Genomic DNA, 26,267 nt, shown 5'->3' on the forward strand with positions numbered 1-26,267 from the left:
CAGCTACCAGCCCCGTCGACCAAACAGCGAATGGATGCGGTTCTGATCCGCGAAGGGCTCGGCCGTTTGCGTCCGCTGCAAACCGGACACCACGCGCATGACCAGACCCCAGCTGATCGCGGCGAAAATGACGCCTCCGAACGCTTGACCCAGCAGGACCCCTGATGCCCCGGCAAAGCTTGACCCGATCGTCGCAAATATCCAGGTGCCCACCGTGTGACGGCCCCAGTTGATCCAGGTTGAATAGATCGGATGACCCAGATTGTTGAAACTTGCGTTCGCGACAAAGATAACCCCATTGAAGAAAGACGCTAACGCCAATGGGCCGCAGAACAGATAAATCAAGGTGCGGGTTTCGCCTTGGGCTGCAAATAAATCCGCGATTGGCGCACGCAGCAGAAACAGGATCGCGGCCATACCCAGAACATAGATCGCGGTGAATTTGATGCCCGCCAGATATGCGGCGCGAACACGGTCGAATCTCTCGGCCCCGTAGTTCTGTCCGATAATGGGACCAATGGCCCCCGACAGCGCAAAAATCACCGAAAAGGCCACGGGTAACAACCGTCCGATCACTGCCATACCGGCTACGGCGTCTGTTCCGTATTGTGCAATCTCGCGCACAACAATGGCGTTGCCAATTGGTGTGGCTACGTTGGTCAACACTGCCGGGATCGCAATGGCCCGAACAGGCCGGATATCCTGTACCACTTGTCTCAATGAGGGGCGCGCAAAGGCCTGATGCACGCGCAAGGCGGGCCACAGAGCGGCGGCCAGCATACATACGCGCGCGATCACGGATGCAATCGCAGCACCATCCAGCCCAAGCCCAACCCCGAAAATCAGGAGCGGGTCCAAAACCGCGTTCACCACGCCACCATAGATCGTCGCCATCATTGACCGGCGCGCATCCCCATGGGCCCTAAGAACCGCCATCGACGCCATCGCAATCGACATCACCCACATCGTGGGCAGAATGATCGAGACATAGCGGGTTGCCAGCCGCAAAACCTCACCCTTGGCTCCAAGCAGGGACAACAAAAAACTGATGTTTAGCAGCACCAAAGCAGAGACAACTAAACCTAGGATCAACCCAATCACGGCCACACTGGACGCATAGTTGCGGGCCTGTTCTGACTGGCCAGCGCCAAGCTCTCGCGCGACAAGAGCGCCAGCTGAAATCGACAGCCCGATATTGATCGCGTTGGTAAAAAACAGCAGCGTACCGGCATACCCAACGGCCGCTGCCAAGGCGTCATTTCCCAGCATTGAAATGAAGACCATATCTACGAAATCAACGGCGAAAATGGCCATCAATCCGATGCTGGTGGTCAGCGACATGCGCGTCACATGGCGCATCAGGCTACCGTTCAGGAAAATCGCTTCGTTTGCGGATGAGTTCGCCAAACCTGTATCCTGTTGTCGTTGCCACCGGACCACCCGATCAGGGGCGTTCCGCTTGACCAGACACGCTATTCCAGCCTGGCACAATGGCCGCCGTTCAAATTTGATGTGCAGAGTGCGTGTTTATGCCCCCCAGAGACGCCACATCCACCGTGCCAATCTGTGCCATGGCAATACTCATCTCGTCACTCAGAACCTGCCATAGCTGGTGCAGCCCCTCTTCGCCCCCCGCTGCGATAGCGAATTGCAGGATACGGCCGAAGAAGGTGAAGTTCGCGCCTGTAAGAAGGGCTTTCAACGCATCCTCGCCGGAACGCAAGCCGCTATCATAGAAAAGCGGAAATGTTTCTCCGACTGCGGCACGGATTTCGGGCAGGACGGAAAATGAGGCTGGCGCGCTTTCAAGTTGCCGGGCGCCGTGGCTTGAGACCTGTATCGCATCCACGCCGGCAGCCTTAAGCGCAACTGCGTCTTCAACGTCCAGCACGCCTTTGACCACCAGATGCCCCGACCACTGATCCCTGAGCCTTGCCAGCGTGTCCCAATCTGCTTTGGCGCGGCTTTCGGTTCGGTCAAACTCGTACCCGTCCATAAGGAAATTGGCTATTTGCGGCTTACCATGCGCGAGGGTCGACAAGGACCAGCGCGGATGCAGCGCGAAGTCCAGAAACTGACGTGGACCCAACCGGAACGGCATGCGGAACCCGTGCCGCAACTCTCGGGGCCTGCGCCCAACCTCGGGGACATCGACAGTCAGAACAAGGGTGTCGTATCCCGCAGCCTTGGCTCGATCCACGAGCTTAGTGGTTCCTGATCCATCCCCGCTGAAGTACAGCTGAAACCAGGCATTGCCCTCGGAGACCTCCAGCATCTCTTCCATCGGGGTTGAGGCCACGGTCGATACGCCCAACGGTACCGAATAGCGCGCAGACAGACGGGCCAGCATCAGATCAGCACCCGGGCCGGACAGGTTGCACATCCCCATTGGCGCTATGCCAAAGGGGCGTTGTGTGGATTTGCCAAAGACAGAGCTTGCCAATGACCGCTCACTCACATCCCGCAGAATACGCGGGCGAAGGGTCATCGCATCCAAGGCGTCCCGATTACGCGCGGCTCCGACCTCAGCCCCCGCGGCGCCATCGATATAGTCGAACACCATCCACGGCAAACGCCGCCGCGCGAGGCGGCGGGCGTCTTCTGCGCTGTGAATGTCGCTTGCGGCCATCAGGCCTCGACAGCTTTCATAAAGCGGTCACGGATCACCACCGGGTCCTTTGTGATAACTGGCATCTTGGCGTTGCCGCTTTCACATTTGCTGACGATAATGGTCATCTGTTTGCTGTCCAGCGCTTCTTGTAAGACGCGACCGGTATCTTCCGCGGCACATTCGATTACCCGCTCACACCCGGCAGCTTGCGCCATTTTCGTCAGCGAGGTTTTCTGGCCCGCATAGGTTGGCTGGTCTCCGGTCGAGCCGTAAGAACCGTTATCGACGATCAGCAGGATATAGTTATCCGCCACGTTATTGGCGATGGTCGGAAGCGTGCCCAGATTGGTCAGGACAGAGCCATCCCCATCAATCACGATCACCGGTTTCGGCTGCGCCAGTGCAAGCCCCAGACCAATGGACGAAGCCAGACCCATGGTGCCCAGCATGTAGAAATTCGTCGGCTGGTCGTCGATGGCATGCAGTTCCTGGCTGGGGATGCCAATGTTGCAGACCACCAGTTGGTCGCGCAGGATCGGGGCGATTTCTTTCAGAATCTCGGAACGGATCATTGGTCGCCATAGCCTCCCCAGAAGTTCGCATCGGTCAGAATGGCAACCGGTTTGTTGCACATGAATGTGTATTTCAGGATCATGTCGAGTTCTTCGACATCGGATTGTTTATGGAAGTGGTAGGTAGGGATGTTCATCTGTGACAGTAGCGCCTTGGTGTGCACAGCCATCTCGACCTGACAGGCCACCGGTTCACGCAATTCCCCACGATATGAGATCAGCATGGGCAGCGGCATCCGGTAGTACTGTATCAGCGTTGCCAGCGTGTTGATCGTCACGCCGATGGCGGTGTTCTGCATGATAATCGCCGGGCGTTTCCCACCCATCCACGCACCGGCGCACAGGCCCATACCTTCGTCTTCCTTGTTCGACGGGATGTGAAAAATCTCGTCGCGTTGGTCGATCTCTTCTATCACTCCAGCCAATTGCTTGCAGGGGACGGTGGTCACGAACGAGATGTCGTTCGCCACCAGATCGTCAGTGATCTTCTTGTCTATGTTCATGGTCCAGCTTTTGGTCCTGTTTAGGGCGCGGTATGCGCGATTGACGATATTTAGGTTCTGCGGTGTACATGCACCGCGCAATGGGCGTGGCGAACGACGCGCGAGGCGGTCGATCCCAAAAAATAGTCGCTCAGATCCGGCTTATGCGAGCCGATCACGATGCAGTCGATACCGTTGCTGTCGGCATAGTCGATGATGGTTCGCGCTGTATGCCCTTTGACAATCTCAGCAGTCACGCCGTCGAGCCCTTCGACCTTATCCAACAACTGGCGGCGGGCACGCTCGAACCCTTCGGCAACCAGAGTTTTGTCCAGATAGGCACTGACCGAGCCCTGAGGCATCTCATAGACATGCAAGGCAATGATCTCGGCCCCATCTTCAGTCAGGGCGCGGGCAACCTCGAGCGTATGCTGCGATATGCCGTGATCCAGCGCCATAGGAACAAGAACTTTCTTATACATATCAAACTCCTTTTCAGCCCGGTCTATTCCCACGGGTCCAGGATAATCTTTGGCGCGGCTACCGCGCCAGAGCGCAGGTCGCGAAACGCCTGCGTACCTTCAGACAGGGGTCGGGTTTCGGTCCAATCCAGTGCACCCAAACGCCCGTCGAAAATAGCCTGCGCCGTTTGGCGGAAATCCTCAGCTGTGTAGGTATACGTGCCGATAAAGGTGATTTCCTGCAAGGTCATTCGACGGATATCCAGCCCGCCGGTATCCTCACCCAAACCGACATGCGCAATCACCCCACCGGGTTCTGCACTGGCCGAAGCCGTCGTTCGCGTCGTTGCATAACCGACCGCATCAATCACAATCGGATAGGTTCCGGTGGCCTCACCTACAACGCGCAGACCAAGCTTTTTCAGAAAAGCGCGCCGTCCGGGGTTTGGCTCGGCCAGGGTCACATCATTGACGCCCATCGCACTCAAAGCCAGTGACGCAGCCAGACCGATGGCACCGCCGCCCAGAACCAGGGCGCGTTTCTCGCAGGCTGGATGCAGCGCTTCGATGGCCAATCGCACAGTGTGCCAACTGACCGCCAAAGGCTCCGCCAAGGCGGCTTTTTCCAGCGGTACACCCTCAGGCACTTCGACCAGATTGCGGTCGGGCATCGACACATATTGCGCAAAAGCTCCTTCGCGTGGAGGCATCGAGATGATCTGGCGCTGCGGGCACAAGTTTTCCCGGCCCGAGGTGCAAGCCGGACACAGCCCGCAGGACACCAGCGGGTTGATCGTCACGCGCGTACCATCACGCGGGCCGCCGACGATTACACCCGCGGCCTCGTGGCCGAGGATCAGCGGTGCCGGACGCCGGGCATCATGCCCCAGATAGGCATGCATATCCGAGCCGCAGATGCCAACCGCCTGGACACGGATCAGATACTCGTCCGTGCCGGGTACAGCGTCGGGCATATCCCGATACGCAACCTCTTCGACCCCCTCATACACAAGCGCTTTCATTTCGCAGTGAACCCCCCATCGACCATGAGGACCTGCCCAGTGACATAATCCGAGGCTTTCGAGCACAGAAACAGGATCGGCCCGTCGATATCTTCCATACGGCCGTTGCGCCCAGTGCAGGTTTGAGCGGCGTTTCGCGCGGCACGATCCGGGTTATCAAACACAGCCTGCGTCAGCTCAGTCGGGAAGAACCCCGGCCCAATGGCATTGGCGGTGATGCCGTAGGGCGACCATGCCTCGGCCATCGCGCGGGTCAATTGCCCGATCCCAGCCTTGGTCGCGCCATAGGCGATGCCGCCGGGAAAAGCGCGCGTGGTTTGAAGCGAGGCGAAATTCACAATCCGACCCCAGCCTTTTTCCTTCATCGCGGGCACCATCGCCTGGCTCAGGAAAAACGGCGCGCTCAGGTTTAGGGCCAGTGTCGTGTCCCACCCCTGCCCGGTCACATCATCCGCCGCCTCCCGGGTATTCACACCAGCGGCGTGGACGATGATATCGGGCGCGCCGAAATGGGATGAGACATCACTCACCAGTGCGCCCATATTCTCACGATCCGCAACATTCCCTGTTACAGCGGCGGCCATTGGCCCGATCTCATCGCACATTTGAGAAAGGGCATCGCCCCGCCGCGCAACGCCGACGACTTTGGCACCAGCTTGCGCCAACACCAAAGCAACGCGACGCCCCAGCCCCGAGCTTGCTCCGGTGACGCAGGCCACGCGCCCTGTTAGATCAAAGAGCGCGCGTGGGTCATCCATCTGCAGTCAGGTCGAATTGCTCATCCGGGAAATACTTGGCCAGACGCACATCGGCGGCGCGGGCGTGACCCTCCATCCCTTCCAGACGCGAAATGCGGGCGGTAGCGACCGCGATGGGCTTGGACCCTTCACGCGTTGCCCGCTGCCATGTCACGATCTTCATGTATTTATGAACGCTCAGACCCCCAGTATAGCTGGCCGCGCCCGAAGTTGGCAGGACGTGGTTGGTGCCGGTGGCTTTGTCACCATAGGACACGGTGGTTTCCTCACCCAGAAACAGCGAGCCATAGCAGGTCAGCCGGTCCAGCCACCAATCCAGATCCTCGGCCTGAACAGTCAGGTGTTCGGGCGCGTAATCGTCAGAACAGGCCGCCATTTCCTCGCGATCTGCACAGACGATCACCTCGGCATAGTCGCGCCACGCGGCAGATGCGTTTTCGCGGTTCAGTTCGGGCAGATCCTCGATCAGGGCCGGCACAAACTCCATCACCTTTTGCGCAAGTTCCCGATCGTCAGTCACCAACCAGACGGGAGAGTTATACCCGTGTTCCGCCTGACTAACCAAATCGGTCGCAACCACATGCGCATCAGCAGAGCTGTCGGCAAGGATCAGGCTGTCAGTGGGCCCTGCGATCATGTCGATACCAACCTTGCCGTATAGAATGCGCTTCGCCTCGGCCACGAATTGGTTGCCGGGACCCACAAGTATGTTTGCGCGCGGCAAACCAAACAGACCATAGGTCATGGCAGCCACGCCCTGCACACCGCCCATCGCCAGAATGCTGTCGGCCCCGCAGATATGCGCGGCGTAGACGATCGCAGGTGCGACGCCCTCACCCGGACGGGGTGGCGAGCATGCCGTGATGTGTCGACACCCGGCCACCTTGGCTGTGGTTACCGTCATAATCGCACTGGCGATATGGCTGTAGCGTCCACCAGGTACATAGCACCCTGCCGCATCGACGGGGATGGCCTTTTGACCAGCGACAACACCTGGCACGATCTCGGTCTGCACATCCGACACGGTGGCTTTTTGCATTTCAGCAAAGCGGCGCACGTTATCGTGTGCAAAGCGGATATCTGCCTTCAGTTTCTCTGACACCAGGGCAATGGCTGCGTCGATCTCTTCCTGAGTCATAAGGACATTGCCTTCGAACTTGTCGAATTTGGCGGCATATTCCAGCGCTTTGGCGTCACCCCCTGCCTCGATATCGGACAGGATGGTTTTGACCGTATCGTGCACCTCGGACGCATGAGATTGCGCCGTCAGGGTTGCCTTTTTCAGATAGTCACGCGGCATATTCAGCAAATCCTATTGGTAGATTTCAGGGAGCAATGTGGTTGAAACTGCGGGTACATACGCGATCAACAGAACCACAATCAGCATGGTCAAGACAAAGGGAACGGCGCGGGCTGCAATTTTTAGAATTGATTCTCCGGTTATCCCGGAAACAACAAACAGGTTCAGACCTAGCGGCGGGGTGATAAAGCCCACACCCAGGGCAGTGATCATCATAATGCAGAACTGAATCTCGTTCATGCCGATATTGTCAGCCAGAGGTTTCAGGATCGGTGCAAGGATCACGATGTTCGGCGTTGTTTCCATCACACAGCCTGCCGCGATCAGAATGCCGATCATCAAGAGGATCAGCAGGTACGGGTCATCGGTCAGGTTGGTAACCGAGGTCACAAAGCCCTGCGGCACACCCATGATCGCCAGCGCCTCGGCCAGCGGGGCCGAAAAGGCGATGATCGGCAGGATCACCCCGTTCACCTTGGCTGAACTGACCAGCATCGATGGAAAATCGGCCAGCGACAGCGTGCGCATGATGAAACCCATGATGATCGTAACAACAACGGCGGTCGCACCGGCCTCGGTCGGGGTCAGGCGACCCGAGAAGATGCCGTAGAAGATGATGCCCGGCACGATGAAAGCATACCAGCCGGACTTCAGCGCCTTGCCCAGATTGGCCACCCACTCACCCATCGTCATCATGCCGCCGCCCTCGTAAGAATACAGGCGGTTCATGATGATATTGGTGATCAGGATCGAGACCAGAATGGCCAGCCCCGGGATCAGCGCGGCCAAGAACAGGGTTGAGGCGGAAATTCCCAGCACAAGCCCGATGATGATATAGGCAATGGAAGGCGGGATCAGGATGCCGGTACAGGCCCCCGCCGCAACCAGCGCGCATGCATAGGGGCGCGGATAGCCGCTTTCGACCAGACGGTTGATCGTCATGCGCCCCACCGCGGCAGCGCCCGCCGCGTCCGAGCCCGAAATGGCCGCGAACATACCGCAGACCAGAACGGTCGCTGAGCCAAAACCACCCTTGGCGAAACAGGTCAGCGCCTCGGCCACGTCCAGGAACTTTCGGGACAGTCCAGTGCGGACCAGCACGTCTCCGGTCAAGATGAACAGAGGCACAGCAGTCAGGGCAAACGCGTCAATGCCGGTGAACAGGCTCTCGCCCACCAAGCTCAGCGGCAGGTCGCCAGACATGACCAGCATCAGGATCGCTGCCGACCCGATCGCTGCCCAGACGGGCACCGCCATGGCGATCAGACCTACGAATAGGATCACCGGCAGATAAAAATCCCAGCCCAGTTCAACTGTTTGATTGAGGGAGTTCCAAAGCATCTCAGATCTCCTCAGTCAAACAGCTTGTCGCCTTCGAAAACGGGCGTGCCGTCACGAAGTGATTTCAAGTCGCGCATCAGGGATTGGATCAAGCGCCAGATCATCAGCGCAAAACCGGTCGGAACGGCCATCAGGAACCAGACTTTCGAAATCCGCAGCCCATCGGTGACCGAGCCGAACTTGGCCGAGACATGCACCGCCTCGTAAGACCAATAAAGCGCGATGATCGCGACAACGAACATCACCAGATCGCCAAAGATATACAGCAGCGCCTTGGGGCGCGGCCCAAGGTAATGCATGATCACATCGATACGGATATGCGCACGCTCTTTCACAGCGGCAGCGGCACCGATCCATGCGAGGTAGATAAAGGAATACCGGACGATCTCTTCGCCCCAGATCGAGGAATAGGCAAAAATCTCGCGTCGCAGCACCTCGATCGCCATGGTGATGACCAGCATCACGTAGAACACCAGCAACAGCCAGCGCTCGGCATCCCGGTCTATTTTCTGAAGTACAGTCATGTCCGGTTCCAAATACTTGGCAACACTTCAGAATGCGGTTGCAAAAACCACTGCCAAAGGCTGCATGTCGTGGAGCAAACGGGCGCGCCACTGCGCACCCGCCTAGATCGCCTTAGGCGTCGTGGACGTAGTATTTGCCCTGCGTACCCGCCGCTTCGACCAGTTTCTCGAAATTGTCCATCGAACCGGCCAGCTCGGTCTTGAACGGATCCCAGTCGGCATTCTGATAACCGCCTGCGTCCTGCCACTCGGCCAACTGATCGTCGCTGAGTGAGTGGAACTGCACGCCCGCCTTGTTCAGCTCGGCCATGGCATAGGCGCGGGCCGACGGCACTTTGGACAGGTTCTGGTGGCTGGTCATCTCTGACCCCCACATGATGCCTTCCTGCACGTCAGCGGGCATCGAGTTGAACCATTCCAGATTACAGGAATAGACCTGACTGTCCGGCACCGCCTGGGTAAAGGTCACATGGCTGAGGATGTCCTTGAAGCCAAAGACATAAAGCGCGCCGACCGAGGGATCGAGCGCATCTGCAACGCCCTGCTTGATGGCCGAGGGGGTCTCACCCCAAGCAACAGGTGTCGGGTTGGCACCGACCATACGGTAGTACTGTTGCAGCATTTTCGAACCCGGTACGCGGAACTTGATCCCGCTCATATCGCCCGGTGTGATGACAGCATCGCCGCCTTGACGCACCGCAACGACCCGGGGGTCGATGACAACGTAAAACAGCGCCTTGAAACCCGCGGCCTCGACCTTTGGGTGAACCTCATTCTTCCAGGTGTCAGAGTGGACCAGGTTGGTGAAACGCTGGTTCGAACCGCAGAGATACGGCATGTTGATCAGGTCAACGGTCGACGCAAAAGGCGCGAAATTCGATAGTGAATGCTGCGCAGCCTGAATGGTGCCACCCTGCACCTTCTGCACAAGTGAGCCACCCGCGCCCAGCTGACCGCCCGGCGCCAGTTTGACATAAACCTTACCGTTTGTGGCATTCTGGATGTTTTCTTTCAGGTCCAGCTGCATGATCGGATAGCTGCGCGACGCGCCCAGCACATAGGCGGTTGCAACGGTCATCACATGATCGGCCGCCTTTTCACGCTCGCTCTCTTCCTTAGCGGTTTGTGCTGCTGCCTCGGATGACCAAAGCACGCCACCAGCGCCCGCGACTAGGGCGGCTGTGAACGCGCCACTAGCGCTCAGCTTCAAGAAATTGCGGCGCTCCGCGGACGCCAGTTCGTTTTTGTCGTTGTGCATTAAGTGCCCTCCCAAGCAGAAAATTCAGCCGCCGTTTTCAGTATCGCGGTCAGCCTCTTTTTTCAGAATTGCGACAACGAACAGGATCGACGCCGCGAACAGGACCAACATTTCTCCGACATCTCCGAAAACTGCAGCATTTGCGAAGGCCCCCAACGCAACGTTCGCAAAATAGATGGCGAACACGAGGATTGAGGCTGCAAGATACATTTCCGGGACTCCCTATAGAATCGGCCCATCTTCATTTGTAAGCGCTTACATCGCAAATGCAAGCGCTTACATTGATGCTTCCCCCTACCCCGCGAACAGGATAGAGTTCAAAGAAATCGAAGCTTGAGTTTGAAAATGCCAAAAAACCGATCAGCACCCACCTTGGATGACGTCGCCAAAAAGGCAGGCGTTTCCACGGCCACGGTATCTCGGTGTTTGAATGACCCAAAGCGCGTGGTTGAGGCGACGCGCACCCGGGTGATGACTGCGGTTTCGGAACTGGGCTATACCCCAAATTTCGCAGCACGGGTGATGGCCGCAAAACGATCTTTCACCATCGGCGCGATCATCCCAACGATGGAAAACGCAATATTCGCCAGAGGGTTACAGGCTTTTCAGGAAGAAATTCACAACCAGGGCTATACCCTTCTGGTGTCCAGTTCGGCCTATCAGCCCGAGGCTGAAGAAGAGCAAATTCGCACCCTCGTCGCGCGCGGGGCAGATGGGCTCTTGTTGATCGGCCATGATCGTGATCCGCGCATATTCGACTATCTGGATCGGCAGAAAATTCCGGTCGTTGTCGCCTGGTCTTTTGCCCCGAACCAAAGCGCCCCATCGGTTGGATTCGACAACCGTGAGGCAATGCAAACCCTCGCAGAACAGGTGATAAAACTTGGTCACACGCGCTTAGCGGCGATATCTGCGTTTACGCAAGGCAATGACCGCGCGCGGTTCCGGATCGATGGGATAAGGGACGCAATGCAGGCAAAGGGCCTGCCCGAGGCGTCGTTGTCCGTGATCGAAACCACCTATGAAATCGAAAATGGTGCTGCTGCTTTCGAACAGCTGATGTCCCTGCCCCAACGCCCGACCGCCGTTCTTTGCGGGAATGACGTTCTGGCCGTCGGTGCAGTACGTCAGGCAGAAAAGATGGGCATCTCTATACCGGGTGAAGTCTCGATCACCGGGTTCGACGACATCGAATTGGCGCGGATCATAAGCCCATCTTTGACCACCGTGCATGTCCCCCATCGTGAAATGGGTCGCAAAGCGGCAATCGAACTGATTGATATGATCGAAACAGGCTCAACTGGCCAGTCGCTGCGGTTGGAAACCAATGTGATCAACCGCGATTCATTGGGCCCGGCTGTCTGACTATTTGCCCATGATCGACTTGCGGCGTTCTTGCATACGCTCATTGGCCTCAACCGTGCCGTCATGGAACGATCCGAACCATTTATCCCAAGGTATCTCAAGCGAGCCGTAGTTACATTCGAAATACCGATGGTGCATTTGGTGGTGGAACGTGCCCAAGGCCAGCCTGTTTTTGTCTTTGATCACCAACCCCTGAAAGCCCGTATGCGTCGTCACCGCTGTCAGCGTGTAGTATTGCAGGTGGAAGATGATGTGCAGCGGATGCGCGCCAACCACAAAGTGAATCAGCACCGAGCCCAGATAGATCGCATGTTCCGCCGGATGCATAGACAGCCCGGACCATGGCCCCACATTGACGTTCCTGTGGTGGACCGCATGTATGTGTTTGTACAGAAACGGGATGTGGATCAGCCTGTGAATCCAATAGAAATAGAAGCTTTCCCAAAGCGGGATCAGCAGGAAGATCGCCACAAACCAGATCGGATTTGCCCCCCATGTCACCAGCGGGACATAGCCATTTGCCAGCGACCAATACATCAACACTTCGTAGGCAGACCAGAAAAACACTCCTGACCCTAACGTCCAGAACATGTTGTCGCGCACCTGCCCGCCCAGGGTAAATTGCTTACCCTTCAGCATCAAAGGCCGGGGATCATACTTTAGTTGGTCTCCCTGCGCCGAATATTTGTAGAACCACAGATGCAGCAACCCCGCGATGCAAAAGATCAGAACCAGATTTCGAACATAGATCTGCGCGATCCATCCAACCTGTAGCTGTGCCGCCTCGTCCAAGCTGGGGCTGAGCCACAGGTAGCAGGCGCAGGAGATTGCAAGGATGATGAGTTTTTCAGAAATCAGAAGCCAGGATTCCCAAACCCAGCGCAACATTGAAAGCGGTCTGAGCGGCCACCTGAAAAAGGGGGAAACCTGTATTGGAACCTCTGGAATGTGGTTCCAGCCTTTTAACTTCGATTCAGACATCCACACGATCCCACTGCTTATGCGTGTCAGTCTGGCACGATCCACGCATTGGACAAAGGGATTGTTCTGATCTGCGCCCGTGCTTGCTATGCGGATTCAAGCGGCAAAACGCGAAAGTCCTGTTCGATCCAGCGATATCTGGTGCAGATCGGGTCGCAATAGTTCTGCTTGATCAGCTTGCTCAGCACACGGTGGATCAGCATCGAAGTTGAGGACGGATAGACCTCGGTCGTGAACAAAGACACGGTGCGTGCAAAGTTTCTGCCGGGAAAGGGCTGCACGTTGATATTGTCGTGAAACCGGCGCGCGCGTCGAAAGCTGGCGGCGGTGGTCACGGCCCATCCACTGCCTTCGGCAACCAGACCGGCAATAGACTGGTTGCACTCAAGCTCGAACCGGTTGGGCAGATTGATTTTGCTGCGCGTCAGCTGAATTTCGATCTGCTTTCCGATCGTGTAGTCGCGGGAATACCGCAGGAACGGCAGATCAGCATCCGGTTTCAGAACGTCTTCGACAGTGCCGGAATAGGTCTTGGGCAAGATGACCAGGAACGGATCGCGCAGCAGCGGGTATTCGATCAGCCCCTCTGTGCGGCCCGGGGGGCGTGTGGCAACACCAGCGTCCAGCTTATGTTCCTGCAACTTAACAATGATTTCATGGCTCGGACGGGTGAAATGCCGAAAGTTACACCGGGGAAGCGTCTGCGCCAGATAGCGGAACAGTTCCGGCGCGACTTGGTTGTCAAAATCATCAACCAACGCCAATCGCAGTGATGTGGCGTGCAGCCAGTTCCCAGACCGGATTTCTGCCTCGCCCCGTTTCAGCACGGTCAACCCCTCGCGCACATATCGCGCGAACACTTCGCCTGCAGGGGTAAGACCCATCGGGCGGCGCCCGTGATCAACCAGATCGATCCCCAGCGCGGTTTCCAGACTGCGCAGATGGTTCGAAACGGTACTGATCGACAGACCCGTTTCAGACGCCGTTTGCTGGATGGATCCGGACTTGGCGATCAACTGGAACACCTCCAGCCAGCGCAAACTTAGCGATTTCGACATCCGCGTGTCTCCTCCCGCTTCACTGTTTCGGAAAAACCGAAACAGAGAATCGCAGAGACAGCAATGCGGAAATTAGATTTGGGGCCGAGAAGGCGGCTTAAATAGCCAAATTGCGCGATTTAGCGCCTAGCTCCGCATTCGCTCAAACTGTGAATCATAGGGTGATGGCGCGATGATTATTGCTTCAACCCGCGTTCCACACATGTCGATCTCATGTTTGGTGCCGATGTCGGCGCAGTCAGGCTCGACAAAGGCATAGGCCAGGTTCAACCTTGTCCGATGCCCCCATTCGCCCGACGTCACCGTCCCGACCACACGCCCCTCATGCATCACGGAGGCCCCGCCATGTGCTGGCGCTTGGTTGGTTTGCACGGCAAGCGTCACAAGGCATTTGGACGGCCCCTTATCGCACCGTTCCACCAAGGCCTCTCGCCCGATAAAATCACCTTTCAGGGGTTTCACAAAACGGGCCAAACCCGTCTCATAAGGATCGAATTCGGTGATCAGATCGGCTTTCCAATGCAGAAAGCCTTTCTCCATTCGCATCGACTCAACCGCGCGCGCGCCGAACAAGCGCATATCAAACGCGGCCCCTGCCTGGCGCAAGGCTAAGTATGCGGCATAGAGCGATGAATTGGGTATATGGATTTCATAGGCAAGCTCGCCCGAAAAGCTCAAGTTCATCACTGTCGCGGGTGCAATGCCGACAAAACACTCACGCACGCTGAGCCAAGGAAACGCGTCTGCCGACCAATCGCCACGGGCACAACCGGATAAAACCGCGCGGGCGTTGGGGCCTGCCAAAACAAGGATCGTCTGATCATTGGTCAGGCTTTTGAGCTGCACATCCTCGTCCGCGCGCAAATGCTGGTTGAGCCAATCCATGTCATGATATTCGCTGGCCGCTGCCGAGCCGTACCAGACCCGCGCAGGGCCGCGATCACTGGCGGACAGGTTCGCAACCGTCGCCTCAGCTTTGATCATGCCCTGATGGTTCAGAAGATACCCCAGCCCCACCCTGCTTTCGCGTTTCATCACAGCGCCGCAGAACATGCGGTCCAGAAAGGCATGGCGATCTGCGCCGGTGATCTCGATCCGGTTGAACCCGTTGACTTCGGCCAATCCAACATTTGTATGAACGTTCTGGACCTCGGATGCGACGATGTCGAAGCTTTCGTCAAAGTCGAAACCAGGGGTCGGTTCGAACTCTGGATGGGGTTTGATGTAGTCGACGCGTTCCCACCCGTTCACCACAGTGAATTCCGCCCCTTCCGCCGCTAAAACCGGGGTTAAGGGCGTGGTTTTGGCCGGGCGTCCAGCCGGGCGATGTTCGTGCGGAAAGTGAAACCGGAATTCGTTCTGATAATCCTCGATCGCTTTCAGGGCCGTAAGCTCGACATTGGCATGACCGGTGAAGCGCCGCGGGTCGAGACACCAGGTGTCATAGCAGGCCTCGCCATGCACGATCTGTTGAGCCAACAGCCAGCCGTGCCCGCCACCCTCACCCAGACCGGCGCGCAGACCGATAATGCAAAATGCATTGCGCTTGCCGGGTATCGGCCCAACCAAAGGCGCACCGTCTATCGTGTAGGTGATCGGGCCGTTAACGACAGTATGAATCCCAACCTCCATCAGGGCGGGCATCCGGGCGAAGGCCCCTTCCAGTACGTCCGTTACGCGGTCCAGATCATCTGGGCACAAGGCGTTGACGAAATTTGGATCAATCCCGTCCATTCCCCAGGTTTTGCAATCTTGTTCGTAAAACCCAACCAGCAAGCCGTTCTTTTCCTGACGGCAATAGTAGTCGCTGATCGGGCATCTGAGCAGCGGCATCCGGTGGCCTGCATCGCGAATGGCCGCGATCTCTTCTGTCAGAAAGTACTGATGCTCCATCGATGCGACGGGGTGATGCACCCCCATCATCGCGCCGACTTCATTCACGCGATAGCCGCAGGCATTCACGACGATGTCGCAGTCGATATCGCCATGTTCCGTCTGAACGGTCCAGGTGTCATCACTGTGCTGGACCAGCCCTGTCACCGGTGTATTGCGATAGATCTCAGCCCCTGCCTTGCGGGCACGCCGCGCCAGAGCCTGACACAGTTGCGCCGGATCAATATCACCATCCAGCGGATCCCACAGCCCTCCGACCAGATTGACGGTCGAAATCAAAGGATGCCTGCGGGCGCATTCCTCAGCGTCGATCACCTCGAAATGCACATCCATACCTCGTGCCATCGACGTGAAATGGCGATAGCCCTGCATCTGCGCTTCGGTATTGGCCAGCCGAATGCCCCCATCGGCGTGGTGGTAGTTGATCGGATAATCCGGATCGTCGGCCAATTCCTTGTACAAACGGATCGAATGGGATTTCAGCCCGACCATCGTCTGGTTCATGCCGAAATTCGTCACCTGCGCGGCAGAATGCCAGGTGGTGCCCGATGTCAGCTCATCCCGTTCGACCAGAACCACATCGCTCCAGCCTTCCTGCGTCAGGTGGTACAGGGTGGAACATCCGGCGATCCCCCCTCCGATCACTACGACTTTTGTGCGTGATTTCATCGCGCGCTCCCTCCTGCGTCTTTCAGATGGTGGCGACAAACCCGACCTGTCAGCAACGCAGGTTTTTCTGGTTTGAGAAAATCGAAACTATGGTTTTAGATTTCAAAAGGCTGATTTCTGGTTTTGCGGGAAACAATATGTGAGTTTTACGGTGGGTCCAGATAGGACAAAGGAACGCCCCCGCATGGCATCGGATGGGAACAGAAGAAGCGGCCGCAAGGCGCGCCATGCGCAACGGGCAGCCAAGCCCGAGGTTGATCCCTGCGCTCCCGGTCAGGTTGGGGGGTATTACAAACCACTGACCGAGGGCGAGATTTTCCGGATTTATGACACCGCGCTTTGCCTGTTGGAAACACTCGGAATGGGCGAAGTTCCGGATCGGCTGCGCAGGGATCTATTGGCGGCGGGCGCATTGGAGGCTGAACAAGACCGCGTTTTATTCCCGCGCAGCATGGTTGAAAACGCAATCGGCACAGCCGCCAAAACCTTCACCCTGCATGGGCGGGACGAGGCCCGCTCTATCGAAGTCGGTGGTGATCGGGTGTTTTTTGGAACCGGAGGCGCTGCGGTTCAGACACTGGACCTTGAGAGCGGTGTTTATCGCCCGTCAACTCTTGCCGACCTGCATGATTTCACCCGGCTACAGGACACACTGGCCAATGTCAGTTGGTTCACCCGATGCTGCGTGGCTACGGATGTACCCGATGTTTTGGATCTGGACGTCAACACGGCGTATGCGCTGGTCAAAAACACCACGAAACCCGTCGCGACCTCGTTCACTCTGGCCGAGCATGTGGCCCCGATTGTCTCGCTATTGGATATCGCAGCAGGAGGCCCCGGTGCGTTTTCCAAACGACCGTTCCTGAAGGCACATATCAGCCCCGTGATCTCTCCGCTGCGATATGGTGAAGATGCGGTAGACGTTGTCTATGAATGCGTCCGTCACAACATCCCGATGTCCTGCATCACTGCCGCACAGGCCGGGGCAACTGCACCCGCTACGCTGGCCGGGTTTCTGGCACAATCACTGGCGGAAACCCTGGCCAGTTTGGTGATGGTCAACACAATCCAGCCCGGCTTTCCCATGGTGTTTTCAAACTGGCCCTTCATCGTCGACCTACGCACAGGGGCCTTTGCGGGCGGCAGCGGCGAGACCGCCATTCTAAACGCCGCCTCGGCCCAGATCATCAATTGGCTGGCCCTGCCCTCGGGCGTTGCAGCCTCGATGACCGATGCGAAGGCGATTGACGCGCAATATGGGGTTGAGAAGGGCATGACCTCATTGGCGGCGGCTTTGGCGGGCGGCAATCTGATCTATGAAAGCTCAGGCATGACCGCATCGCTGCTGGGCGCGAGTTTTGAAGCCTTTGTGCTGGACAACGAAATGCACTCTCACACCTATCGCGCGCTGCGGGGGATCGAGGTCACCGAAGAAAACCTTGGCTTCGAGGCGATCTGCCAGTCGGTTCTGGGCGACGGTCATTTTCTTGGCAGTTCTCATACATATGAGGCGATGGAGCGGGACTATTTCTACCCTGCCCTTGCAGACCGAACCGAGCCGCGCACATGGCAAGAGGACGGTGCAAAGGACGCCTGGACCAACGCCCGCGAACAGGCGATCGAAACCCTTCAAACGCACCGCCCGGCCTATCTGACGCCCGAGCAGGATGCAGAGATTCGCAAGCGGTTTCGCATTCTCTACTAACCCCAAACAATCGATTGGCGGCACGCCGCCAGCCGGTTAGGGTCGCAGGAAGATTAGGATCAAGGGGTCACCATGGCAGACGCGTTTTTTCAACCGGTATCAGCGATGGAGCTTGCGCGATTTGCAGGTGTCCCAACCTTCATGCGCCTGCCGAACCTGACACCCGAACACGAGCGATTCAAAGACGTCGATCTGGCACTGGTTGGCATCCCCTGGGATGGCGGCACGACAAATCGACCCGGCGCGCGGCATGGTCCCCGGCAATTGCGCGACTATTCCACCATGATCCGCGCCATGAACCCGGTCACCGGCGTCAGCCCGTTTTCCTTGGTGAACTGCGCCGATCTGGGCGATGTTGCGCCCAACCCGGTGGACATTGACGACACGCTGGATCGCGTGACCAGCTTCTACAGTCGTCTGGTGGCAGATGGCATCACCCCGCTTACCGCTGGTGGGGATCACCTGACCACCCTGCCCGTCCTGCGCGCCTTGGCATCGTCCGGCCCGCTGGGTCTGATCCAGTTCGACAGTCACACCGACCTGTTCGATACCTATTTCGGCGGTCACAAATTCACCCACGGCACCCCTTTCCGCCGCGCGGTCGAGGAGGGTCTGGTCGATCCTAAACGCTTTGTGCAGATCGGCATTCGCGGCACCGCCTACAACACCGAGGATATCGAATGGGGCGAGGCGCAGGGTATTCGCATCATTCGCATCGAAGAGCTGTTCGACCGTGGCATCGACGATGTCATGGCCGAGGTTCGACAGATTGTCGGCACTGCACCAACCTACTGCACCTATGACATCGACTTTGTCGATCCGACTTATGCGCCTGGCACCGGCACGCCGGAAATCGGCGGCCCCAACAGCTTTCAGGCGCAACAGGTTATTCGCCAGATTTCCGGCGTGAACCTTATGGGCGCGGATTTGGTCGAGGTCGCCCCCCCGTTCGATCCGAACGGAGGCACCGCGTGGTTGGGGATTTCGCTGATGTTCGAATTGCTCTGTGTACTGGCACAGGCCGTGGACGCGCGCCGCTAACTGACGTTTTCGGCAATCATCGAAATCATCTCGAACATCACCGCCGCCGCTGTCAGCGCGGTGATGTTGTTCGGGCTATCTTTGGTGGGCATCATGCAGACCACGTCGCCGCCGATGATATTCAGACCGCGCGCAGCGTGCAGTATGCCCACGGCTTCATCAATATCAAAACCCTTCTCGCCGGGTTCCAGATTGGACACAGCGGGCGCAACAGTCGGGTCGAGGCAATCCAGATCGAATGTGATATAGACCGGGCGGTCACCCAAAACCTCGCGCGTTTGCGACACCACATCGGCGAGGCCGCGTTGGCGAAATTCGCGCATTGTGACGATGTTGTAGCCATAGTCATAAGACGGCTGAAGCCAGTCCAGACTGCGCGGATGTCCCCGCAGGCCGATTTGCATAGATCGGCTTGGGTCAACCTGCCCTTGGTCGGCCAGATACGCGCCCCAATGCGCCGCTGATTTCTTGGCGCCGAGGAAGTGATCCACTTTGGTGAACACATCCGTGTGGGCATCGAGATGCAGAAAGCTAACCGGCTCGCCGCCTGCCAGATTGCCACAGCCCAGCGCCTGAACAATGCCACCGGTGATCGAGTGATCGCCGCCAATGGAAACCGGGCGCGCACCTGCGGCGTCAATATCTTTGTAGAACCTGGTGATCTGCTCGATACAGGCTTCGTTGTCATTGGCGCGGGGAAAGGGCACATCGCCTACGTCTGCGATCTTCGCACTGGTCCACGGGTCGATCTGAAACAGAGAATGAACTCTGCGCTGTACGGCCGAGACATGGCGCAACGCGCGTGGACCCAGATGCTGATCCCGCTCGGTTGTGCCATTGCCTGTCGAATGAGGTACGCCAGCCAGGGCGATGTCCTGACCTTCGGGGCCAATATTGGGGCAGCGAAACAGCGTCGGCACGCCCCACCAATACAGATTGTCCATCATGGATTGTTCGTAACGATCCACCATTTCGCTCTCCCTCACAGAAAAACGCCCCCGGCGGGAACCGGGGGGCGCGCATGTTCAGATTTTCTCGTCTTCTCGCCGGAAGGCGCCCTGTACGATCCGATCAATAACCATGGCGCAGAACAGGATGGCAAAGCCGCCCAGCAGACCCGGACCCTTGGCCGCGTATTGCAGCGCTTCAAGGATTTCCTTGCCCAGACCGCCACCGCCGATGAGCGAGATGATCACCACCATCGACAGACACATCAGAATGGTCTGGTTCACACCGGTCATGATCGAAGGCAAGGCCAGTGGAATCTCCACATCCTTCAACAGCTGCCATTTCGACGCACCAAAGGCGACCGCAGCCTCTTTGATACTGTCAGGCACCCCGCGCATCCCCAGCGCTGTCAGGCGGATCACGGGGGGCATGCCAAAGATGATCGTGGCCAGAATACCGGGTGGGTTACCCGTACCGAAGAACGCGATAATCGGGATCAAGTAGACGAAAGCAGGCAATGTCTGCATCAGGTCCAACACCGGCTCGGCTGCGCGATAGGCGCGCTGAGACTTGCCGAACCAAATGCCAAGCGGAATGCCGAACACGACGCACAGGATCACCGCTGCACCCACCAGAGCAACCGTCTCCATCGCCACATCCCAATATCCCAGCAGTGCGATATACGCCAAGGACGCAGCCGTGAAGATCGCGACCCGAGGGCCAGCCGCGCGCCACGCGGTCACGCAGATGACCAGCATGACCACCGGCCAGGGTGATCCGATCAGCGCAATGGTCAGCGCATCCAGAACCGAGCGGACCCCCGCAACGATCCCATCAAACACATCGCCCCCAGCGGCGGCGGCGGCATCTATCCGCGCCTCCATCCAACTGGCAAGCGCTGAGAACAAGGTGCCTCCGCCCTCACCCAAGAAGACTGCAGAGACTTCCTTCTCGGGGAAAGCATCCAGCAAAGGCAGCGATGCATTTACCGTGAACTTGTAGACGATCAGCGGACCGATAGCCGCGATCAGGATCGCCCCCATCACGATATTTCGGGTCGAGCGCCCGCTTTCAACATTGCCCGGATTGATCCGCCAGTTGGAATACTGCTTTTCGTAAATACGATCAGCATAGAACCCCTGCACCACCTTGAAAACAAGCAGCATCAGAAGCCCGGTCAACAGGATACCCGTCGCCTCAGACTGCGCGGCGAGCGCGCGTTCAAGGCTGGTATCTGCGGCCTTCTGGATGTTTTCAGCCAGTTTTGTGAACCGGTCGATATCTGCTTGCGCGGTCGCTTCAGCGGCCCGGCCCAACAACTCGTTCGCGCGTTCCTGTTGGCGCGCGGCCCGATCAGCAAAATCCGCGCCGGGATTTCCCCAGGCACCGCGTCCGATCTGAACCCAGGCGATGATTTCAAGGATCAGAAAGGTCCAGAACATACCCCAGATGGCCCGCGAGGCCGACCAGAATGGCCCTAGAACGGCAGCCCAAAGGTTGAACGTGTTCGGGACAGGGCTGGTTGCGTCATGGATCTTGTGAAACGCATTGACATAGTAGTCGCCATTCGGTCCTGCGAATTCGTGGATCGATTGATCCAGCGCCTCGCGATCGACTTCGATATCCGAGGCGGCGGTGACTTTCATTTCCATGGCTGCATCAGTCATTTTTGCCCCCCTGAATTCCGCGCAGCAGGCGCGGTTTGGTTACAACACCCACGTCTGCACCTGCGTCTGTGATGACCACCGGCATCTCTGTGTTGACGGCCAGATCAATCAGTTGATCGAGATCTGCGCCTTCATCCGCGCGGGGGGCACCATCCAGCGACCCCGAATAGCTGGCGACCGGCTCCATGATTGAATGCGCCTTGACCAGTTTCAGTTTCGAGATGCCTTGCACAAACTCGCGCACATAATCGTCTGCCGGGTTCATCACGATATCTTCCGGGGTGCCGATCTGAACGATCACACCATCTTTCATGATGGCGATCCTGTGTCCAATGCGAATGGCCTCGTCCAGGTCATGCGTGATGAACAGCGTTGTCTTCTTCAACTGCGCCACAAGCGCCTTGAACTGATCTTGCAACTGCAACCGGATCAGCGGATCGAGGGCCGAGAAAGGTTCGTCCATCAGCAGAATTTCAGGGTCCGAGGCAAGCGCCCTTGCAATCCCCACACGCTGCTGCATCCCGCCTGACAGTTCTTTGGGCAGGCGGTCTTCGTACCCGGTCAAGTCCACAAGACCCAGTGCGTGATCCGATACCGCCCAGCGCTTGGACTTGGACACTTTGCGGATTTCCAGCGGATAGGCAACGTTGTCGCGCACTGACCGGTGTGGCATCAGCGCCATATGCTGGAACACCATCCCGATCTGTTGCGCCCGGATGCGGCGCAATTCGTTCTCGGAAATGGCGGAAACATCCTTACCCAGAATTTCGATCTTGCCCGCGGTGGGCTCGATCAGGCGATTCACATGCCGGACCAGAGTGGATTTGCCTGAACCAGACAGACCCATGATACAAAATATCTCACCTCGCGAGACTTCGAAACTGGCATCCTGTACACCAACAACACAGCCATATTGTTCCAGAACCTGAGCCTTGGTCAGCCCTTCTTTCAGAACGGCATCCATGGCCTCGGCAGCGCGATTGCCGAAAATTTTCCAGACATTTTCAAGTTTTACGACAGATTCGTCCATTTGCCCCCCATGAAGGCGTCGTTGCGCCAGGCAGATAGGAAACGGGCCGCTGCGATTTTTCGCAACGGCCCGGATATGTGTGGCTTAGTTGGTCAACCAGCCGATCACGGTGTCCTCGTTATCTGACACCCATTGGCGCGCGAAATCTGCGGCTTCGACATTGTCCACGGCCAGCGCCTTGCCCATCGCGCTCAGGTCATCGCCCTGCATCTGGTAGTTAGCAAACAGAGCCGCAACTTCGGGATAGGCCTCTTCCAACTCCTTAGCATAGTGCAGGTGCAGGGTCGCACCATTCCAAGCCGAGGACGCCTCAGACTTAGCCAGCCAATCGGGATCATCCGTGGGCTGCACGATGGTCCAGGTTGCCGGATCATGGGGCGGCTCTTCCAGAACGGTCAACTCTTGCGTCACAAAGATATAGTGCGGGCTGTAGCAGAAGCCGATCCAAGGATCGCCCGCCTTGGTGGCGTTGGCGAGGTTTGCGTAGGCAATCGTTTCTTCATACTCAGTCAGGTCGAAGATTTGATCATAGCCATATGACTTAGCACGAATCTTCTCAACCACGGTTGAAGCCCAGCCAGGCGCGCCAATCCATACTTCCGGGGTTCCGTTCCCATCGGTGTCAAAAATGGCCATCTTGTCCGGATCGCTTAGATCATCAATTGATTTGATCTCATACTGTTCGGCAATGTAGGTCGGTACGCACATACCTTGTTCAGCCTGAACCGGGTTCTGGTTCATTACGACCGTGCCGTTGTCCTTTACGTACGTGTCGTGCAGGTTTTGCTGGTTTGGCATCCAAACCTCAGGGTGGACATGCATGGACCCACTGTCCATCGCCTCAAACACGATCGGGTTCGTTCCGTTCTGAAGCTCGACATCCAGCCCCAGGTTTTCTTCGATCACAACCTCAAGGATATGCGCCGTTGCGTTGACCGAGGCCCAGTTCGGAACGCCGATCACAATGTCGGCCGCAAATGCGGGCAAAGCGACCACTGCAGATGCGCCACCCAGTAGCATCGAAATTTTGTTCATCAGGTCTCTCCATGTTGGACATGTAGCGCGCAGTCTTTCGGGGCGTCCCGGCGCGCGCGCTTATTCTGTTGACAACATGTGCGTTCTCAGATTGTTAGCGTTTGATTGTGAGCAAAACACATGTTCCAAAAGTCAAACATGCGAAGCTATCGCGCTTCAAGGTCGACATAGCCCGAATCGGCAAGTTTTTACTTTATCCAAACAGACCTACGATTTTTTCGAAATACGCGCGCAGCTTCGCCTTGCGAACGGGCAAGCGGCGTTTGCGGTGCCAACAATAACCGCCTAGCAGCACCCGCACTTACATGCAGCGACATAGCTGTCGCAATGGTTCGGCAAGACGGCAACAGCAACCAGAACAGGGCGAGAGATACAGCCATCCGCACTGACCCTGGCATATGCCACTTCGCATCGATCAACATCCAGATGTCTTTCCTTGGTCTTGTCGCCACGCCCTGCTGCCGCGGATCCAGAGGCACCGTTTTTATGGAAGGCTGCGCAATCGACATTGACCACCAACTGCACCACCCTTTCTTCGCAGGGGCCAAGCTCGAACTTTGTGTCGGACAGGGCGGCTGTCCACCCCAGATCGTGCCCACTGGCGGTGGTGAAACTGCTCAGCGATAGCGTCACCTCGCGCGTGCGGCGTGTATCATTAGCGAAAGTCAGAGAAATCACCCGGCGTTCCGAACAGCGGGCTTCAATCAGCACATCACCTTCACAGATGCAGCAATCGCAACAACTGTCATAAGACTTGGTATCGCAATCGCAGCCGCAGCCTTTCCCCATAGGAACGCCCGAATACCGGCCATCCGGCGCCCAATAGTATCCCTGCGTGTAGGCCTGAAGCTGAACATATCCTTCCCGCAAATTGCCTAAGTAGTCGTCCAAATCCATCATGCGCATACCCTGCGTCTTATAACAGTACCCGTAAAAGACTTCGGCCTTTTTTCCATACTCGCCGGAATGTCCTGTGATCGTCCTTTGCATGGTCTTGCCTCCTTATTCCGGGCGCCGCGTTCAAACCGCCAAGATGTGTACTGTCACGGTTTCAGACGAAACCCGGATCATCGCCGTGGCATCGACGCCTTTTGGAATGGTGCCCGGAATCGTGAATTCCCAAAGTTGCGATACCGTCTCTCCCGCGCCAACGGTCACAGCATCGTTCTTGACCTTCAGCGGAGTGAAGCTTTCCAACTCCGCATCATAGCTCAGCGACATGGCACGCATCACGTCATCCAAGGTCCGGTCCGTATCGCGCAGTTTCTTGAGCATCTCGCGCTGTGCACGGCAGTGCAGCAGGTCCAGATCCAGTTGGATCGCACCGATTGCGGGGACGTCTATCGGAATGTTGCCGTGATTTCGGAACACCATCAGTTTTTTGATCTTGGCCCCCGGTTTACCGACCAGAAACACGTCATCCGGTGTGATTTCGAAATCTACAACCTCGGTAACGATCACCTCGACCGGATGGTCTGTGCCATCAACCGGCAGGGACATCTTGTAGACGCCCGGCGGAGTTGATGGGTTTAGTGTTGCTATGACCGGAACAGATTTACTCGCCCCCGCACGAAGTTTGACCCGCGGCAAATCTGCTGAGAGCACTGGCTGGGCCTTGGCACCCCGCGTCTTGGGTTCAACCTCCGTCAGCGTCAAGTCCCGAAGGGCTTTGCGTTCAGTACCTGTGTTCGACAACGCCAAGGTACCGTACAGCGCACTGGGTGCGCCTACCAGAACAAGCGGCTTTAGAAGTGAGACATCTGGGGTCTTTTTCTTTGCAGCCGTCGCCATGTCGCGCCCCTATTTGATGTGGATTTTCACGCCGCCCGAAGATGGGCCCGGTTTTGCCGCAGGTGCGCCACCCGAAGGGGCCGTGCTTTGCGCCGGCAGCTGAACCGAGGGGCGGAAGGGCAGTTCTTCGTAGACCTGCTTGCTTTCGCCGCTATAGGTCACGCCGTAATATTCGACGCCCATATAGGTTACGCCGATATGGTGATGATACGGCTGCCGGATGATCCCGGTTGGAAGCTTGCCGTAATTGACGGTCGTACACAGATCCAGCGCCACGGGTTTCAGATCAACCGATAGAGGTTTGATCTCAAGCGTCAGATCAGTGGTGTTTTCGCTGACTATGGGTTCCGAAATCTTCAGATCCTGAACGCTTTCCGTCTTGAACGGATCGCCGCCTTCCAGCTTGGTCTCGGTCCGGATCGGGCGTTGCCCGCCATTCAGCGTGACGCCGATATCATCCAAGCCATTGATTGTGACATCCGCGTCGGTGTCAGAGTCGATGTTAATGGGCCCGTTATTGACGTTTACGGTGCTTCTGCCACCGCCACCTTTGCCGCCGCCTGGCATAGTCACCTCCAAATCCAATCCGGTGCTGGCTGCACCTGAGTAAGCGTTTGGCACGAAAACTGTGCAAAAAGTATCGCTAGGGTAGCATATTTTGCCCCTCGGTTCACGCCAGAACCTGGGCTGGCCCAGCAAGGCAGGGTCAAAGCGGCAGTTTCATGCTATGATTGGGCCAGATCAGTGGTTGGGTG

General features: G+C 57.4%; 25 protein-coding genes. 3 read left to right on the plus strand and 22 right to left on the minus strand.

The genetic code is table 11. The annotated features are described in order from the left end of the window. Positions 1-3: 3 nt before the first annotated feature. The 12 genes from AC2FGE_RS08230 to AC2FGE_RS08285 all read right to left on the minus strand — a co-directional run bounded on the left by AC2FGE_RS08230 (position 4) and on the right by AC2FGE_RS08285 (position 10,539). Positions 4-1,407 carry an MATE family efflux transporter gene (locus tag AC2FGE_RS08230; RefSeq protein WP_496818716.1) on the minus strand — a complete coding sequence of 468 codons (1,404 nt, stop codon included), beginning with the start codon at positions 1,405-1,407 and terminating at the stop codon, positions 4-6. 94 nt (positions 1,408-1,501) lie between these two features. Continuing rightward, a complete protein-coding gene (locus AC2FGE_RS08235; RefSeq protein ID WP_496818717.1) occupies positions 1,502-2,629 on the minus strand; it encodes an alpha-hydroxy acid oxidase in 1,128 nt (375 codons plus the stop codon). Further along, positions 2,629-3,183 (minus strand): sulfopyruvate decarboxylase subunit beta, encoded by a 555-nt coding sequence (comE, locus tag AC2FGE_RS08240; protein ID WP_496818718.1) that lies wholly within the window; start codon positions 3,181-3,183, stop codon positions 2,629-2,631. The genes AC2FGE_RS08235 and comE overlap by 1 nt, the downstream gene beginning before the upstream one ends. Continuing rightward, entirely contained in the window at positions 3,180-3,686 is a 507-nt protein-coding gene (gene comD, locus AC2FGE_RS08245; RefSeq protein WP_496818719.1) for a sulfopyruvate decarboxylase subunit alpha, read from the minus strand. The genes comE and comD overlap by 4 nt, the downstream gene beginning before the upstream one ends. 50 nt (positions 3,687-3,736) lie before the next feature. Next, a complete protein-coding gene (locus AC2FGE_RS08250) occupies positions 3,737-4,147 on the minus strand; it encodes a universal stress protein (protein ID WP_496818720.1) in 411 nt (136 codons plus the stop codon). A gap of 23 nt (positions 4,148-4,170) precedes the next feature. Continuing rightward, on the minus strand, positions 4,171-5,148 hold the full coding sequence (locus AC2FGE_RS08255; RefSeq protein ID WP_496818721.1) for a zinc-dependent alcohol dehydrogenase: 978 nt from the start codon (positions 5,146-5,148) through the stop codon (positions 4,171-4,173). Beyond that, on the minus strand, positions 5,145-5,906 hold the full coding sequence (locus tag AC2FGE_RS08260; RefSeq protein WP_496818722.1) for an SDR family NAD(P)-dependent oxidoreductase: 762 nt from the start codon (positions 5,904-5,906) through the stop codon (positions 5,145-5,147). Before AC2FGE_RS08260 ends, AC2FGE_RS08255 begins: the two co-directional genes overlap by 4 nt. Further along, on the minus strand, positions 5,899-7,206 hold the full coding sequence (gene hisD / locus AC2FGE_RS08265) for a histidinol dehydrogenase (RefSeq protein WP_496818723.1): 1,308 nt from the start codon (positions 7,204-7,206) through the stop codon (positions 5,899-5,901). Before hisD ends, AC2FGE_RS08260 begins: the two co-directional genes overlap by 8 nt. Before the next feature lie 12 nt (positions 7,207-7,218). Further along, entirely contained in the window at positions 7,219-8,547 is a 1,329-nt protein-coding gene (locus AC2FGE_RS08270; protein WP_496818724.1) for a TRAP transporter large permease, read from the minus strand. An 11-nt stretch (positions 8,548-8,558) separates the two neighbouring features. Continuing rightward, the gene (locus AC2FGE_RS08275) at positions 8,559-9,071 is read right to left on the minus strand and encodes a TRAP transporter small permease (protein ID WP_170532422.1); all 513 of its coding nucleotides are present in this window, start codon (positions 9,069-9,071) and stop codon (positions 8,559-8,561) included. 112 nt (positions 9,072-9,183) lie between these two features. Continuing rightward, on the minus strand, positions 9,184-10,329 hold the full coding sequence (locus AC2FGE_RS08280; protein ID WP_496818725.1) for a TRAP transporter substrate-binding protein: 1,146 nt from the start codon (positions 10,327-10,329) through the stop codon (positions 9,184-9,186). A 24-nt stretch (positions 10,330-10,353) separates the two neighbouring features. Continuing rightward, entirely contained in the window at positions 10,354-10,539 is a 186-nt protein-coding gene (locus AC2FGE_RS08285; RefSeq protein WP_496818726.1) for a hypothetical protein, read from the minus strand. Positions 10,540-10,674: 135 nt separating this feature from the next. Here AC2FGE_RS08285 and AC2FGE_RS08290 point away from each other — a divergent pair, with 135 nt between their 5' ends. Beyond that, complete coding sequence (locus AC2FGE_RS08290; RefSeq protein WP_496818727.1) at positions 10,675-11,694, plus strand: LacI family DNA-binding transcriptional regulator; 1,020 nt, start codon at positions 10,675-10,677, stop codon at positions 11,692-11,694. On the opposite strand, the gene AC2FGE_RS08295 is transcribed toward AC2FGE_RS08290, so the two are convergent. The 3 genes from AC2FGE_RS08295 to AC2FGE_RS08305 all read right to left on the minus strand — a co-directional run bounded on the left by AC2FGE_RS08295 (position 11,695) and on the right by AC2FGE_RS08305 (position 16,295). After that, positions 11,695-12,675, minus strand: coding sequence for a sterol desaturase family protein (locus AC2FGE_RS08295; RefSeq protein ID WP_496818728.1), 981 nt, complete (start codon positions 12,673-12,675; stop codon positions 11,695-11,697). It lies immediately after the preceding gene. Positions 12,676-12,761: 86 nt separating this feature from the next. Continuing rightward, a complete protein-coding gene (locus AC2FGE_RS08300; RefSeq protein ID WP_353008041.1) occupies positions 12,762-13,733 on the minus strand; it encodes a LysR family transcriptional regulator in 972 nt (323 codons plus the stop codon). Positions 13,734-13,859: 126 nt separating this feature from the next. Continuing rightward, positions 13,860-16,295 (minus strand): GcvT family protein, encoded by a 2,436-nt coding sequence (locus AC2FGE_RS08305; RefSeq protein ID WP_496818729.1) that lies wholly within the window; start codon positions 16,293-16,295, stop codon positions 13,860-13,862. A gap of 184 nt (positions 16,296-16,479) precedes the next feature. Here AC2FGE_RS08305 and AC2FGE_RS08310 point away from each other — a divergent pair, with 184 nt between their 5' ends. Together AC2FGE_RS08310 and speB are read left to right on the plus strand one after the other, a co-directional pair. Further along, positions 16,480-18,000, plus strand: a complete 1,521-nt coding sequence (locus AC2FGE_RS08310; protein ID WP_496818730.1) for a trimethylamine methyltransferase family protein — start codon at positions 16,480-16,482, stop codon at positions 17,998-18,000. A gap of 72 nt (positions 18,001-18,072) precedes the next feature. Continuing rightward, the gene (gene speB, locus AC2FGE_RS08315; protein WP_496818731.1) at positions 18,073-19,041 is read left to right on the plus strand and encodes an agmatinase; all 969 of its coding nucleotides are present in this window, start codon (positions 18,073-18,075) and stop codon (positions 19,039-19,041) included. Here the strand turns inward: speB and AC2FGE_RS08320 are convergent. The 7 genes from AC2FGE_RS08320 to AC2FGE_RS08350 form a co-directional block, all read right to left on the minus strand. After that, positions 19,038-20,012 carry an arginase family protein gene (locus AC2FGE_RS08320; protein ID WP_496818732.1) on the minus strand — a complete coding sequence of 325 codons (975 nt, stop codon included), beginning with the start codon at positions 20,010-20,012 and terminating at the stop codon, positions 19,038-19,040. The two genes, speB and AC2FGE_RS08320, sit on opposite strands and share 4 nt — an antisense overlap. Positions 20,013-20,066: 54 nt before the next feature. Beyond that, entirely contained in the window at positions 20,067-21,656 is a 1,590-nt protein-coding gene (locus AC2FGE_RS08325; RefSeq protein WP_496818733.1) for an ABC transporter permease, read from the minus strand. Then, positions 21,649-22,686, minus strand: a complete 1,038-nt coding sequence (locus AC2FGE_RS08330) for a quaternary amine ABC transporter ATP-binding protein (RefSeq protein ID WP_353008051.1) — start codon at positions 22,684-22,686, stop codon at positions 21,649-21,651. The genes AC2FGE_RS08325 and AC2FGE_RS08330 overlap by 8 nt, the downstream gene beginning before the upstream one ends. An 84-nt stretch (positions 22,687-22,770) precedes the next feature. Continuing rightward, on the minus strand, positions 22,771-23,721 hold the full coding sequence (locus tag AC2FGE_RS08335; protein ID WP_480827618.1) for an ABC transporter substrate-binding protein: 951 nt from the start codon (positions 23,719-23,721) through the stop codon (positions 22,771-22,773). A gap of 285 nt (positions 23,722-24,006) precedes the next feature. Beyond that, on the minus strand, positions 24,007-24,711 hold the full coding sequence (locus AC2FGE_RS08340; RefSeq protein WP_496818734.1) for a hypothetical protein: 705 nt from the start codon (positions 24,709-24,711) through the stop codon (positions 24,007-24,009). A 30-nt stretch (positions 24,712-24,741) separates the two neighbouring features. Beyond that, positions 24,742-25,512 carry a hypothetical protein gene (locus tag AC2FGE_RS08345; protein WP_496818735.1) on the minus strand — a complete coding sequence of 257 codons (771 nt, stop codon included), beginning with the start codon at positions 25,510-25,512 and terminating at the stop codon, positions 24,742-24,744. 9 nt (positions 25,513-25,521) lie between these two features. Then, positions 25,522-26,079, minus strand: a complete 558-nt coding sequence (locus AC2FGE_RS08350) for a hypothetical protein (protein ID WP_496818736.1) — start codon at positions 26,077-26,079, stop codon at positions 25,522-25,524. Positions 26,080-26,267: the final 188 nt, after the last annotated feature.

It is taken from the genome of Ruegeria sp. YTSA075 (assembly GCF_059610245.1).

What these genes read in the sequence shown, in the direction of transcription:
- AC2FGE_RS08235 (WP_496818717.1), bottom strand. Translation starts at nt 2,629, where the DNA reads ATGGCCGCAAGCGACATTCACAGCGCAGAAGACGCCCGCCGCCTCGCG.
- AC2FGE_RS08270 (WP_496818724.1), bottom strand. Translation starts at nt 8,547, where the DNA reads ATGCTTTGGAACTCCCTCAATCAAACAGTTGAACTGGGCTGGGATTTT.
- AC2FGE_RS08250 (WP_496818720.1), bottom strand. Translation starts at nt 4,147, where the DNA reads ATGTATAAGAAAGTTCTTGTTCCTATGGCGCTGGATCACGGCATATCG.
- AC2FGE_RS08295 (WP_496818728.1), bottom strand. Translation starts at nt 12,675, where the DNA reads ATGTCTGAATCGAAGTTAAAAGGCTGGAACCACATTCCAGAGGTTCCA.
- comE (WP_496818718.1), bottom strand. Translation starts at nt 3,183, where the DNA reads ATGATCCGTTCCGAGATTCTGAAAGAAATCGCCCCGATCCTGCGCGAC.
- AC2FGE_RS08335 (WP_480827618.1), bottom strand. Translation starts at nt 23,721, where the DNA reads ATGAACAAAATTTCGATGCTACTGGGTGGCGCATCTGCAGTGGTCGCT.
- AC2FGE_RS08340 (WP_496818734.1), bottom strand. Translation starts at nt 24,711, where the DNA reads ATGCAAAGGACGATCACAGGACATTCCGGCGAGTATGGAAAAAAGGCC.
- AC2FGE_RS08305 (WP_496818729.1), bottom strand. Translation starts at nt 16,295, where the DNA reads ATGAAATCACGCACAAAAGTCGTAGTGATCGGAGGGGGGATCGCCGGA.
- AC2FGE_RS08290 (WP_496818727.1), top strand. Translation starts at nt 10,675, where the DNA reads ATGCCAAAAAACCGATCAGCACCCACCTTGGATGACGTCGCCAAAAAG.
- AC2FGE_RS08345 (WP_496818735.1), bottom strand. Translation starts at nt 25,512, where the DNA reads ATGGCGACGGCTGCAAAGAAAAAGACCCCAGATGTCTCACTTCTAAAG.
- AC2FGE_RS08255 (WP_496818721.1), bottom strand. Translation starts at nt 5,148, where the DNA reads ATGAAAGCGCTTGTGTATGAGGGGGTCGAAGAGGTTGCGTATCGGGAT.
- AC2FGE_RS08280 (WP_496818725.1), bottom strand. Translation starts at nt 10,329, where the DNA reads ATGCACAACGACAAAAACGAACTGGCGTCCGCGGAGCGCCGCAATTTC.
- AC2FGE_RS08350 (WP_496818736.1), bottom strand. Translation starts at nt 26,079, where the DNA reads ATGCCAGGCGGCGGCAAAGGTGGCGGTGGCAGAAGCACCGTAAACGTC.
- speB (WP_496818731.1), top strand. Translation starts at nt 18,073, where the DNA reads ATGGCAGACGCGTTTTTTCAACCGGTATCAGCGATGGAGCTTGCGCGA.
- AC2FGE_RS08275 (WP_170532422.1), bottom strand. Translation starts at nt 9,071, where the DNA reads ATGACTGTACTTCAGAAAATAGACCGGGATGCCGAGCGCTGGCTGTTG.
- AC2FGE_RS08285 (WP_496818726.1), bottom strand. Translation starts at nt 10,539, where the DNA reads ATGTATCTTGCAGCCTCAATCCTCGTGTTCGCCATCTATTTTGCGAAC.
- AC2FGE_RS08325 (WP_496818733.1), bottom strand. Translation starts at nt 21,656, where the DNA reads ATGACTGATGCAGCCATGGAAATGAAAGTCACCGCCGCCTCGGATATC.
- AC2FGE_RS08330 (WP_353008051.1), bottom strand. Translation starts at nt 22,686, where the DNA reads ATGGACGAATCTGTCGTAAAACTTGAAAATGTCTGGAAAATTTTCGGC.
- hisD (WP_496818723.1), bottom strand. Translation starts at nt 7,206, where the DNA reads ATGCCGCGTGACTATCTGAAAAAGGCAACCCTGACGGCGCAATCTCAT.
- AC2FGE_RS08260 (WP_496818722.1), bottom strand. Translation starts at nt 5,906, where the DNA reads ATGGATGACCCACGCGCGCTCTTTGATCTAACAGGGCGCGTGGCCTGC.
- AC2FGE_RS08310 (WP_496818730.1), top strand. Translation starts at nt 16,480, where the DNA reads ATGGCATCGGATGGGAACAGAAGAAGCGGCCGCAAGGCGCGCCATGCG.
- AC2FGE_RS08320 (WP_496818732.1), bottom strand. Translation starts at nt 20,012, where the DNA reads ATGGTGGATCGTTACGAACAATCCATGATGGACAATCTGTATTGGTGG.
- AC2FGE_RS08300 (WP_353008041.1), bottom strand. Translation starts at nt 13,733, where the DNA reads ATGTCGAAATCGCTAAGTTTGCGCTGGCTGGAGGTGTTCCAGTTGATC.
- comD (WP_496818719.1), bottom strand. Translation starts at nt 3,686, where the DNA reads ATGAACATAGACAAGAAGATCACTGACGATCTGGTGGCGAACGACATC.